The organism is Achromobacter semiaridum, assembly GCF_053543755.1.
In genome coordinates, this window is record NZ_JBLVOL010000030.1 from 32,993 (window position 1) to 45,247 (window position 12,255).

8 protein-coding genes and 1 tRNA gene are annotated in these 12,255 nt (G+C 58.9%); 5 read left to right on the plus strand and 4 right to left on the minus strand.

Annotated features, from left to right (window positions below):
- The first annotated feature begins 22 nt into the window (after positions 1-22).
- From ACNPP0_RS09645 to ACNPP0_RS09655, 3 genes are read left to right on the plus strand one after another with little or no spacing between them, the layout of a single operon-like run.
- On the plus strand, positions 23-2,962 hold the full coding sequence (locus ACNPP0_RS09645) for a DEAD/DEAH box helicase (protein ID WP_448705724.1): 2,940 nt from the start codon (positions 23-25) through the stop codon (positions 2,960-2,962).
- A 20-nt stretch (positions 2,963-2,982) separates the two neighbouring features.
- Positions 2,983-4,746 carry a GmrSD restriction endonuclease domain-containing protein gene (locus ACNPP0_RS09650; RefSeq protein ID WP_448705725.1) on the plus strand — a complete coding sequence of 588 codons (1,764 nt, stop codon included), beginning with the start codon at positions 2,983-2,985 and terminating at the stop codon, positions 4,744-4,746.
- Positions 4,743-5,483 (plus strand): HNH endonuclease, encoded by a 741-nt coding sequence (locus tag ACNPP0_RS09655; RefSeq protein ID WP_448705726.1) that lies wholly within the window; start codon positions 4,743-4,745, stop codon positions 5,481-5,483. Before ACNPP0_RS09650 ends, ACNPP0_RS09655 begins: the two co-directional genes overlap by 4 nt.
- Before the next feature lie 185 nt (positions 5,484-5,668).
- Here ACNPP0_RS09655 and ACNPP0_RS09660 read toward each other — a convergent pair whose 3' ends face one another.
- The 4 genes from ACNPP0_RS09660 to ACNPP0_RS09675 form a co-directional block, all read right to left on the minus strand.
- Positions 5,669-7,195, minus strand: a complete 1,527-nt coding sequence (locus ACNPP0_RS09660; protein ID WP_448705727.1) for a hypothetical protein — start codon at positions 7,193-7,195, stop codon at positions 5,669-5,671.
- 524 nt (positions 7,196-7,719) lie between these two features.
- A complete protein-coding gene (locus ACNPP0_RS09665; protein WP_448705728.1) occupies positions 7,720-8,943 on the minus strand; it encodes a tyrosine-type recombinase/integrase in 1,224 nt (407 codons plus the stop codon).
- 195 nt (positions 8,944-9,138) lie between these two features.
- Positions 9,139-9,214: transfer RNA gene (locus ACNPP0_RS09670), tRNA-Lys, on the minus strand.
- A 162-nt stretch (positions 9,215-9,376) separates the two neighbouring features.
- Positions 9,377-10,123, minus strand: coding sequence for an SDR family NAD(P)-dependent oxidoreductase (locus ACNPP0_RS09675; protein WP_448705729.1), 747 nt, complete (start codon positions 10,121-10,123; stop codon positions 9,377-9,379).
- Between the two features lie 114 nt (positions 10,124-10,237).
- On the opposite strand from ACNPP0_RS09675, the gene ACNPP0_RS09680 reads away from it, so the two are divergent.
- Complete coding sequence (locus ACNPP0_RS09680) at positions 10,238-10,882, plus strand: TetR/AcrR family transcriptional regulator (RefSeq protein WP_332612954.1); 645 nt, start codon at positions 10,238-10,240, stop codon at positions 10,880-10,882.
- 11 nt (positions 10,883-10,893) lie between these two features.
- On the plus strand, positions 10,894-12,255 hold a 1,362-nt coding region (locus tag ACNPP0_RS09685), incomplete at its 3' end, for a sensor domain-containing diguanylate cyclase (protein WP_448705730.1).

Sequence of the window (12,255 nt, forward strand, 5' to 3'; positions counted from 1 at the left end):
CGCCGCCGACGTCCAGAGCGGATTGGCAGACGACCTGCGAGATGAAATTGGCTTTGCAGCGAGTTTCTTCGATGCCTATCTGGGCTCCCGATTCGATACCGAAGTGTCGCGGGAGGTCACGCTGCTCGCATCCGCCAGCTACTTCTTGGGCCAGCGCCCGGGGAGCAGTCTGGTGCTCGCACGGCGACTGCAAGCGGACGGCGCCAATGCGATTGAGCAATTGACGGTTTGGGTATTGCAGGCCGACTGGCGTCAACCGCCAAATTTGGCTGGGCACTGGCTGGCGGGGCTGCTCTACGAGCTTTCCATCGTCCTGATGGGCCACTTTAATGACGGTGCGCCGCCCGAGCCAGTGGTCGAGTTGTTGAACGAAGTTCGTCGCTTGACCTACACCAGCGGCACCTCAGAGGAAGTTGTTCTCGCGGAGGTCACATCCGCAGTGATAAAGCTGCGCCTGGCTGGCTCAGCATGGACTCTGATGCCTGGGTTCAGCGGCTTAGATAGTACCGCTTGGGCAGACGCAATCCGTCGGCCAGGCTTCCCAAAGGAACTCTGGCCATCCCAGAAGTTGCTTGGCAAGGCAGGCCTCTTTGCTGGTAGGTCGGGTATTGTCCAGATGCCCACGAGCGCGGGTAAGACACGCTCTGTTGAAGTTATTCTTCGCAGCGCGTTCCTGGCTGACAGGACGCGGGTCGCTGTGCTCGTTGCGCCGTTCCGCGCTCTGTGTCATGAGATTGCCACTTCGCTACGCCGAGCGTTCAAGGATGAAGACGTCAAAGTCAATGAGTTATCGGACGCGCTGCAATTAGATTTTGCTGACCAACTTGCAGAGTTGTTTGGTGCAGCTCCGCCGAGCACGCGCTATCTGTTGGTGCTGACGCCAGAGAAACTACTCTACCTTCTGCGACAAGCTCCGGAGTTGGCCTCCCACATCGGCCTTGTGGTGTATGACGAGGGGCACCAATTCGACTCCGGGAAACGAGGCATCACATACGAACTCCTGTTGGCTGAAATCAAGAGCCTGGTCGCAAACACAACCCAGACCGTCCTCATATCAGCAGTTATCAAGAACGCCGCGGCTGTTGGTACCTGGCTCATTGGCGAAGAGCCCAACGTAGTCAATGGCACAGGTCTGCTCTCGACTGCCCGTTCTGTCGCTTTCGCGACGTGGAGCGAGAGACTGGGACAGCTTTGGTTCTTCGAGTCGGGCAACTATCAGCAGCGGGATTACTTTGTCCCTCGGAGCATCGAAGCTCAGACTTTGAAGCTGTTCGGCAAGGAGCGCAAGGAGAAATTCTTCCCCCAGAGAGGGGACTCGGCTTGGAAGGACGTGTCGCTGTACCTGGGAATCCGGCTGGCACCTAATGGGGCTGCAGCAGTTTTCTGCGGTAGGAAGGACACTGCATCTGGGCTTGCTGAGCGTGCGGTGGACATTTACAGGCGTGGTTGTCGGCTGCCACCGCCGGCACTCGCCTCCGACCCGCATGAGGTGCAACGTATCGCCTTTTTGGCCAGCCTACATTTCGGGGCAGACTCCGTGCTCGCTCGGGCGGCAAGTCTTGGCATCTTTGTTCATCATGGAACAACGCCGCAGGGGCTACGTCTGTCGGTCGAACATGCGATGCAGCAAGAACTCATCAAGCTCGTCATCTGCACGTCCACGCTCGCCCAGGGTGTCAACTTGCCGATTCGGTATTTAGTGGTCTCGGGCATTAATCAGGGGGCAGACCAAATTAAGACCCGAGATTTCCAGAACCTCATCGGGAGGGCTGGTCGGGCAGGCATGCATACAGAGGGTCTAGTCGTTTTTGCCGACCCCAGGGTCTTGGATAACAGGCAGCAGGAGGGCTGGCGGCTGCGTGCAGCTACTGCCCTGCTTAGGCCGGAGAACGCAGAGGACACATCCAGTTCGTTACTGACCTTAATTTCCCCACTGCTGTCTGCCAATGAGCGGCATGAACTCCCAGTGGAACAGGAAGTTGTGACCGAAGCGTACTTCCTTCGAGGGTCAGCGCTCAGTGACTGGGCGAAGGGAGTGTTGCAAGCAACGCCGATTCAGGGTGAGAGCGAAAGGACGCTGATCCGCCAAGTATTGACGCGACAGGCATTGCTGGTGGCGGTGGAGAGCTACTTGATGGCGAATCGTGGCGGCGAAGCCTTCGACGATTTTCTGGGTCGCGTGAAGACCCTGGCCGAATCCACTCTGGCATTCGCACTGGCCGACGAGTTGCGGAAACAAGCTTTGCTACAGCTTTTCGAATCGACCGCGCGGCATGTCGAAACCGTAGCTCCAGAACAAGCTCGACAGGGCAAGTTTTCCAAGACGTTACTTGCCGCGGTGGATGCAGTCGCGGTGGAGCAATGGGTCCTGCAGAACGAAGCAACAGTTGTCGGGCTTGCTGAACCTGGCGCGTGGTTGGCCACTCTGTGGCCGTTGTTGACTGCGGTGACTGACAACAAGCTTCTCAAGAATATGAAGCCCGATGGTCTGGCATTGGAACTCGCTCGGCACTGGATGAGCGGAGCTACCTACCGTGAACTCATTGAGATGGCGAGGACCGCCGGCGGAACAAAGCCTCGTGGAGAGGACAAGACGCAGCGGCTCTCGGAGTCCGACGTTCTAGGTTTCCTTGAAGGAGGGCTGGGCTTCGACTGTCCATTGGTTGTAGCGGCCGTCGGAGAGTTCATTGCAGACCTGCCCACTGACGATGGCTCAACCCGTGGTCGTCTAAACGAATTCCAGAAGTGCCTTAAATACGGACTACCTGATGCCCTCAGCATTTCCATTTATGAATCTGGGTTCGCGGACCGTTGCATCGCCCAAGAACTGGCTTCATCGCTACGTGCAGCAGGGTACGAGGGTACGCATATTGGGTTGGCCTTGACCAACCATCGCGATGTGTTCAATTTCATCCTGACCAAGTATCCGAGATATTTTGAGACTGTTCTGGATGGGCTCTGACAACATGATTAGGTACTGAGATGAGCGAAACCCTCTTCAAGGAAGTTCACTACTCGTTGGGCAGCCTCATCAGCGACATCGGCCTCGGCCGCATTGGTCTGCCCGACATCCAGCGTCCTTTCGTCTGGGCCAATGCCAAAGTCCGCGACCTGTTCGATTCGATGTATCGTGGCTACCCGGTTGGCTATTTTCTGTTCTGGCAGACAGGTGCGGAGGGCGTGGAGACCAAGGTCATCGGCGATACGAATAAGCAGAAAGCACCCTCGCTGCTCATCGTGGACGGACAGCAGCGCCTGACTTCGCTGTATGCCGTCATCCGGCGTGAGGCCGTGCTGCGCGAGAACTTCGAACGTGAGCACATCCGCATCGCCTTCCGGCCGCAGAGCGGCACCTTCGCTGTACCGGACGCTACGACCGAGCGGGACCCCGAGTTCATCCTAGACATCTCCGAGGTGTTCAACCGGCCGACGCACAAGACCATTGGGGAGTATCTGAAACGTCTGACGGCTTCTCGCGACGTCTCGGACACTGAGGAAGAAAAGGTGGCCGACGCTCTCGGCCGGCTGGCTGGACTGACGAACTTCCCGTTCATTGCGCTTGAGCTCTCCCAGCAATGCACGGAGGAGCAGGTGGCCGATGTCTTCGTGCGCATCAACAGCGAAGGCAAAAAGCTCAACCAGTCGGATTTCATCCTGACGCTGATGTCGGTGTTTTGGGATGACGGCCGCACCGAGTTGGAGAAATTCTGCCGCGGAGCGCGCCAACCGGCGCCCGCTGGCCGGGCCAGCCCGTTCAACCAGATTTTCCAGCCTGACCCCGACCATCTGCTGCGTGTCGATGTCGGCGTGGCCTTCCGACGGGCCAGGCTGGAACACGTCTACTCCTTGCTGCGTGGGAAAGACCTAGCTAGCGGCGAGGTTAGCCTAGAGCAGCGCAACAGCCAGTTCGATAAGCTGCGCGATGCCCAGGGGCGCGTGCTGAACCTGACTTACTGGTCGGACTTCTTGAACGTCATCCGCTCCGCCGGCTACCGCAGTGCCAAGACCATCAGTTCGGTGAACGCCTTGGTGTTCGCCTATCAGCTGTACCTGCTGGGCCGCACCGAGTACGACGTCGAAGGGTTCAAGCTGCGCAATGCTATTGCACGCTGGCTCTTCATGTCGCTGCTGACCGGCCGGTTCACGTCTTCACCAGAGTCGCGCATGGAGCAAGACCTAGCCGAACTGCGGGAGCTGAAGACTGCCGACCAGTTCCTCACCCGGCTCGCAACCGTAGAGGCCGCGACGTTGACGGACGATTACTGGACCAAGACGCTACCGTTGGACCTGGCGACATCGGCCGGTCGCAGTCCAGCGCTGTTCGGCTTCTATGCTGCACAAGTTTTGCTGGGTACCAAGGCCCTGTTCTCGCAGAGCCCCGTGGTGGATCTGCTGGACCCGCCGGCCCAAGGCCAGAAGAAGGCGCTGGAGCGGCATCACCTGTTTCCAAAACAATACCTGAAGAAGCAAGGCATTGAGAGTGTCCGCGACATCAACCAGATTGCCAATTACGCGTTGGTGGAGTGGGACGATAACATTGCCATTTCCGACTCGCCGCCCGGCCAGTACTGGGGCAAGTACGCCGAGCGTTTCGACCAGGAAACGTTGACCACGATGATGCAATGGCATGCGCTGCCAGCGCAGTGGTGGATGATGAGCTACGACCAGTTCCTCGTGGCTAGGCGTCCGCTCATCGCCGACGTGATTCGCCAGGGCTACCAGAAGCTAGTGGGAACGGCGGCATGACGCCGCTCGACCGTCTGCGCATCGAGAAAGCTGCCTCTGACTGTGGCTTCGAAATGACGCCGCTTGAGCACGACGGCGGTCTGGAGCTGCGTTCAGCTCGGTTTCCGGAGACTGTTCTCGTGAAGCCAATGACTTCATCTGCTCTGACTGTCAGTACGCCCACCACTGGCTTGCTCGAAGCGTTTGGGGGCGTCAGCATCATGAGGGTGAACGGCTTCGAGGAACTCTATGACGTGCTGCGCACTGCCGCCGCCCATGCCCGGACGCTACCTGACCGCGTAGCCGATGCATTCCGCCGCGAAACCGTCGATATGCCGCGGTCCACTGAAGCCGAGCGCTTGGTTGTGCAGCGCATTGGGCAGAACTTTTTTCGGGCTGCTCTGTTGGACTACTGGCAGGGACGATGTTGCGTGACCGGACTTGCCATAACCAGCTTGCTTAGAGCTTCGCACATCAAGCCATGGGCAGCATGCACGAGTGACAATGAACGATTAGATGTGTTCAACGGATTGCTACTCAGCGCCCATATTGATGCGCTGTTCGACGGGGGATGGATTTCATTTTCTGATGACGGTGGGCTTTTCGTATCAGAAGCTCTCTCGATGGAATCGAGGCAACAACTTAGCCTTTCTCCTGAATGGAGAATAGGAAAATTAACTATGGCGCACACGAAATACTTGGCCTTTCATCGGTCAGAAGTGTTTCGCAAGATGGAGCCGTGTAATCCCACTGCATAGGAGCCTGGCAGACGTGTGCCCCTGACGAATTCCTTCGCAAAAGCCGTCATAGTGAGCAGGTCAATCTGTTGCCCTGTTGCGCTTTTTCCTACCCCTGAATCTCCACCATGCAAAGATGATCATGAAACGATTGTGGGGCCATAGGCCCAGCTGCATGAATCTAAAAAATCGGCTTGCAGCCAACCTCATGAAGACGGCTTTCTTCCTGCAGCTGATCTCGCAGCCCGCAGCGCCTGGCTGGAGCGGGACGCGAAGCTAAATTCATAACGTTTCGGCCGCCCCACAGAACGAGTCAGATTCACTATGGATAAACCTCCCCTGTCTATCCTGATTTGCGTGGATGGAAGCGCTGAAGGATAAATTAGCAAAACTCTTTGGTCTAGATCAAACTCTAGGGACAGGCACTCGAGTATCTGCCCGTCATTGAAAGAGCCGCGCAGGTGTTCGGGGGTGCGACGATCAGTTAGACGCAGCCATGCCCTGTAATCGCCACGCATTGCTGCAGCGTATAGCCCCCGGACGCGAACAGGCACGCTCTCGGACTGCATTAGAGCTGGATTCAGCGAACGAAAAAAATCCCACTTTTCTGCATCGCGCACCCCGATAACGTCAAACTGGCGCAGGCCGTGCAGCTTGCAGAACAACCGGTCAGCGTTCGCCAAGGTGCAGCCCTTTCGAGCATAGTTAACTTGCTGGACAAGCTCGCCCGGCGACACCTCACGACTGACTATAGGTGTGCTGATTGCGGGTTCCCGCACACCAAATCCGCCGCGTTGGAGGACGGGTGGAGGAATACAAGCGGCATACTTTTTCCGCATAACCGAGTAGTACTTCGACCAGAGGAGTTCCGTGAACGTATCTCCATCTTCCCCGCTGCAAAACGCAGACATCAAATTCATATGAGCGGCACCGCCCTGATTGCTTTCGATGCAACGGAACCCAACGGGTTTGATTCCTCGCTTCTCCGCTGCTTTAAGTGTCGCCTCCAACACGCCCATGAGAAACCTATAGGACTCTCTCGCATCGGGCCTGCCGACATTGATCCAGCCCTCGTTAATATCCCCATTCTGAAAATAGGTCATCATGGCAGCAGGCGGGTTAATGAAGAATTCACGCGCATGCCACCCCAAATCGCGCACGGCCCACGCGAGTGCGCCCGACTCGCCGTCAGTGCGCGCCCAGAAACGGGCCAGACTTGCTGATTCCTTGTTCTTGTGCAGGTTGGCTAAGCGCTGCTCTCTGAACGACTCGCGTCGGAGAGCCCGAGTGATGTAGGTCTCGCGTCTGGCCCAAGCCTCTCGGCCAAGTTTTGTGACTCGCTCATTTCCCTCGGTCCGGTGAATCAACAATTCTCGGGCCACACGCTCGACCATGCGGGCATGCCTGCGCATGAATCTGGCGGGCTTCTCCTGCTGCAGGATGGCAGCTCGTGTCAGAGCTGCACTGCTGGAGCGCGCATGGATGCGCAAGTCTTCCCAACTTCTACACGTCTTGATGGAGAGTTCCAGGCGACGCATTAGCTGCTTTAACCCGCCGCGTCCGAGTGCCGTTGATGCGGCCTCTAATGCGCAACCCCACCATTCCCAGGGCAGCAGATCCAAAGGCTCGACAAGCGCTTCCAGTTCAGAAATGCGAGCCACATCATCCGGAAGCCGGGAACAGAGCTGATTGAAGAATGACCGGCGAGTTGATATTCTGTACGTGTTGAGCATTAGCATCCCTCTGCAAAGGGAAAGCCGAAGGCCCATCGCTGCAACGATGGGCCTTCTTATTTTGAGAATCAGGAAAGGGATTCGAGCCGCACAGCTTTGCGTGGTCGGCCACGCTTTTTGGTTGGCGCCATCGAAGGCACAACGTACTCCGTGTCAGGCGCTGCGCACTCATCAGCCGCAACGCCAGCCCAACGATCCACGACAGTCGGATGCCATCTCAGAAGGCCGCCGGGAACAGGGGTGGGCAGCGAGTTAGCTGGCAACAGGCCAACCTTGATCTTGTGCCGTGCCGAATATATCGATCCCGGCTTGGTACCCAGATAGTGAGCCAGGTCGTTGATATCCATCAATTTCATGTTCTGCCGCCAGGAGATGAGATGCAGGAATCATGAAAGACGAATGCAGATTCACAAAGGCAAAACGATATAGAAATGACAAAAAGAGCCTTGGCATCCAGCCGAGGCAAAAAAATAGATAACAACGATCACGTTCTAAGCCAACACTGGTAGACGAACCGATGGCGTTTAGGCAGCCTGTGCCATCCGTTGTTCTTTTGCACGCTCTGCCATTTCTCGGGCAGTTTGCCTGGCGCTCGCCTTCGTGTATCGCGACAGCGACGATAGGTCCTTGTGCCCGGAGACGGATTGAATCTTCGGCAGCGTCCATCCTTCATCAGCCATGCGTGAGCAGACATGATGGCGCTGATCGTGCCATCTCATGCGCATGCCTGCGCCCTCGTCGATATTTAGCTCTTTCAGAGCCCGTCGCAGCAACCTGTAGGCCCTGTCGCCTGTCAACGTCCCAAACACTTTCTCCTGCAGGGCAGCGCCAATACGCACGGTGTTCCCACTCAGCATCCTGAGTTCCTCAATCAGGATCGGCGACATAGGCACCTCGTCGGGCACGCCCTTGTTTTCTGGCCCCCTGAACGCATGGGGAACCTGGATCACCGAATCTTTCCAGTTGATCCACGCCCAGCGGATGCTCAAAAGGGATTCTCTGCGCATGGCGCATTGCTGGGCGGCGATGAATGCGGACCGGACATACAGCAGCGACGAATGCGCGTGAACGTTGATTGTCCGATCCGTGCCCAGAACAACGATAGCAAGCTGAGTGAGGCGTGGCGCCGCGCCTGCCGTTTGCTGAGCCGCACGCATCCGGGTAAACAGTTCGATGATCTGAGACGACTCCTCCGTGGAGGGGAGACGTTGGCGACGCGGCGCAGTCTCCACGCCTGCCGTGGCCCCAGCGGCGGGGTTGCCAATGTCAAGACGCCATTTCTTGCGGGCATGCACAAACAGACCGCTCAGCGATGCAAGGTCAATCCGGATTGTGTTCTCGGCTTTTCCATCAAGCCGGCGAGCGGTGATATGGTCCTCAAGCTTGGACTCGGTAATGCTGGTGAGCGCAGCACCAGCAAGCGGACTATTTGCCCACATGCGAGCCTTGCTGCGCATGTCCCTCAACCACTTTTCCGACTTCACGCCCTTGACACCCGCTGGCGCAGCCTTCGACCACTCGGTCACTTCCTTGAGGTAGCGGCTGAAAGCGATCGTAAGGGTCAGGCTCGGAGGCGGCACTTCCCGATCCTCGGACCTGGCCTTATCGATCTTTCCCCTCATCTCGAGCACCCAAGCTTCGGCCTGGGCGCGAGTGTCAAACGTGCCTGTGCGTCGTATGGGCTTCTCGCCCTTTCTTTTGATCGAGACATCTGCGCGCCAAGCGTTGCCTCGTTGGATGATTGCCATGATGAATTTCCTGCAAAGGGTTCTTCGAACACCTTTCCAGTCTCATCCGGAGGTCAGGAATCCACAACGTAAAACGAACCACATTCACACCAATTTCACACCAAAAGCGCCGACTTACGCTGAAACGCGGATCGTAGCCAGGAATGAAAAACGCCGGAAATCCTTATAAATTAAGGAGTTCCGGCGCCTGAATTCTGGTGGGCTGTGAGTGGCTCGAACACTCGACCTACGGATTAAGAGTCCGCTGCTCTACCAACTGAGCTAACAGCCCTGCAATGCACGCATTTCGATTCGTTTTCAACCGCGCGGCTATCTGTTGATGGCCTTGCTGCTGACTGCGTTTCGCTATGTGTGTAGTGCGAAGAAGCAAGATTATATGTAGGTTTTTTTGTTTGTGCAAGTCGGGTGCGAAAAAACTTTCACACCCGCTGCGTCAGGCTGCGTAGCCGCCGTCTACCGACAGGCTGGCGCCCGTGATGTATCGCCCTTCCGGGCCGGCCAGGAAGGCGACCATGCCCGCGATGTCGCGCGGTTCGCCATAGTGGGGCAGCGACAGCACGGCGACGAGGTCGGCTGCGTGGTCACCGCTCGCCGGGTTCATGTCGGTGTCGATCGGGCCGGGGTGCACGACGTTGACGGTGATGCCGCGTGCGCCCAGGTCGCGCGCCAAGCCTTGGCTGAGCCCGATCAGCGCGGTCTTGCTGGCCGCGTACAGCGCCACGCCGGGGCGGCCGGCGCGTTGGGCCAGGCAGCTGCCGATGTTGATGATGCGGCCGCCGTCCGGCATGGATGCCTGCGCGGTGCGGATGGCCACGAACGGAGCGCGCACGTTGATGTTCATCGTGCGTTCGTATTCCTCAAGGCTGGTGTCGCCGATGACGCCGGTAACGAAAATACCCGCGTTGTTGACCAGCACGTCCACCGGTCCAAGCAGCTTGATCGCTTCTTCCACGGCCTGCCTGACGGCCAGCGCATCTTCCGCATCGGCCTGGATGGCGCGCACGTGGCGCGCGCCGGTGGTCAGTTCCGTTGCCAGTGCCTTGGCTGCATCAGCCGAAGAAGGGCTGACGTAGGTGAAGGCGACGTGCGCGCCCTCGGCGGCCAGCCGGCGCACGATGGCCGCGCCGATGCCGCGACTGCCGCCTGTCACGAATGCGACCTTTCCGTTCAAGTTGCCCATGGTTCATCCTTATTTGTAGTGATCAATACAAATATCATCGCCCCGAAATATTTCTGCCGTCAACAAATTTTTTATCGATCAACACAAAATAGGCGTCGCGGGTAAAATCCCGCCATGGCAGAACGTGGGCGCCCCCGGAGCTTTGACCGGGCCCAGGCCTTGCAAAAGGCAATGGAGGTTTTCTGGTCGAAGGGATATGAAGCAGCATCGCTGTCCGAACTCACGGAAGCGATGGGCATCAACTCGCCCAGCCTTTATGGCGCGTTCGGCTCCAAGGAAGACCTGTTTCGTGAAGCCGTCGAGCTATACCGTGAGACCGCCGGCGGGGGATCGCGGCGCGCATTGCAAGACGGCGCAACAGCCCGTGAAGGCGTTCAGGCCATGCTGATGGTGGCCGCCGAACGCTTCACGGCGCCAGGCACGCCGCCCGGCTGCATGATCGTATTGGGCGCGCCGTCCGGCAGCGTCAACCACGCCAGCGTCGGCGAATTCCTGTGCGATAGCCGGCGTGACATGCAGGCCCGGATTCAGGCCCGCCTTGCCGCCGGCGTTGCCGACGGCGAGCTGCCTGCCGGCACCGACGTGAAAGGCTTGGCCGCGTTCTACACGACCGTGTTGCACGGCATGTCGATCCAGGCGCGCGACGGCGCCAGCCGCAAGACTTTGCAATCGGTGGCGCGGCAAGCGATGTGCGCCTGGGACGCCCTGACGGGCAGCCGGCCGCCTTCGGGCGTGCCTCCGGGCAACGCCCGTTCCTGACGGACACAAACATGTTCCGCATCGACCTTCGGCGCCTTATCCTTTGGATCTGCCTGCTGTCGGTCGTTTTGGTGCTGGCCGGCGGATTGCACGCCAGCTACCTGGTTCAGCGCGACCTGCTGCTGCACAACGCACTTGAGGTCAACCGCGTCTACGCGTCCAAGCTTGCCGTCACCACCGACCTTTTTCTGGCGGACGTGCGGCGTTACCTGGCGTATAGCGCCGACGTGCTGACCGACATGGAAGCGCGCCCCGGCTTGATGGTCGAAGAAACGCGGCGCCAGCAAGCGCAGATGGGGCAGTTCAATTCCACCGTGGTGGTCTCGCCGACCGGCAAGGTCATTGCGGCATCGTCGGCGTATCCGCAACTGCTGGGCCAGCAACTGACCAGCGAGCCGTCGCGCAATGCCATCCGCACGCAGCAGCCGAATATCAGCGAACCCTATCAGGCCAGCAACAACCGCTGGCTGATTCTGTATTCGCATCCGATTTTCTCGCGTGATTACCGCTACCTGGGGTACATCGCCGGCACGCTGTATCTGCACGAAGACAACGCGCTGGATCGCCTGCTGGACAAGCATTTCTATCGCGATGATTCGTTCGTGTACGTGATGGATCGCAACGGCACGCTGATCTATCACCCGGATCGCAGCCTGCTGGGCCACAAGGCGCCGGACATCGACGCATTGGCGGCGGCGCGGCGGGGTGAAACGGGCGAAATGCGGTTTACCGATCAGCAAGGCCGCGACATGCTTGCGGGTTACGCCCCCGTGCCCAGCACCGGCTGGAGCGTCATCGCGCAGCGTCCGGTGGCGGGCACCCTGCAGCCCCTGAGCGACCTGCTCATGGCCACCGCCCGCAATACCCTGCCCTTGCTGCTGTTGTCGATCATCACGATCTGGGTGTTGTCAGGCTGGATTGCCCGGCCGCTGGGCGAACTGGCGGGCATCGCCAAGCGCATGGAAGACCCGGATTCCGCTGACCGCATCCGCGACGTGCGGTCCTGGTATTTCGAGGCGGCGCAGCTCAAGCGCGCGCTCATCATCGGCTTGGCGTCGATCCATCACAAGATTCGCGATTTGCGCCGTGAAAGCACCACCGACACGTTGACGGGCCTGCTGAACCGGCGCGGCCTGGACGAGGCCATGGCGCTCTTGCAAGCGGGCGAATCGCCCGTGGCGCTGCTGGCCATCGACATCGACCACTTCAAGACCATCAATGACCGCTACGGCCACACGGCGGGCGACCGGGCCTTGCAGGCGTTGGCGGCCGTCATGGGCGAAGGCTCGCGGGTGGGTGACACCTTGGCGCGTGCGGGTGGCGAAGAATTCGTGGTGCTGATGCCGAGCGCCTCGCTACAGTCAGGGGGGGGC

Bases quoted from the DNA above. Each gene is read 5' to 3' on its own strand.
- ACNPP0_RS09665 (WP_448705728.1), bottom strand. From the start codon at position 8,943: ATGGCAATCATCCAACGAGGCAACGCTTGGCGCGCAGATGTCTCGATC.
- ACNPP0_RS09655 (WP_448705726.1), top strand. From the start codon at position 4,743: ATGACGCCGCTCGACCGTCTGCGCATCGAGAAAGCTGCCTCTGACTGT.
- ACNPP0_RS09650 (WP_448705725.1), top strand. From the start codon at position 2,983: ATGAGCGAAACCCTCTTCAAGGAAGTTCACTACTCGTTGGGCAGCCTC.
- ACNPP0_RS09680 (WP_332612954.1), top strand. From the start codon at position 10,238: ATGGCAGAACGTGGGCGCCCCCGGAGCTTTGACCGGGCCCAGGCCTTG.
- ACNPP0_RS09660 (WP_448705727.1), bottom strand. From the start codon at position 7,195: ATGCTCAACACGTACAGAATATCAACTCGCCGGTCATTCTTCAATCAG.
- ACNPP0_RS09675 (WP_448705729.1), bottom strand. From the start codon at position 10,123: ATGGGCAACTTGAACGGAAAGGTCGCATTCGTGACAGGCGGCAGTCGC.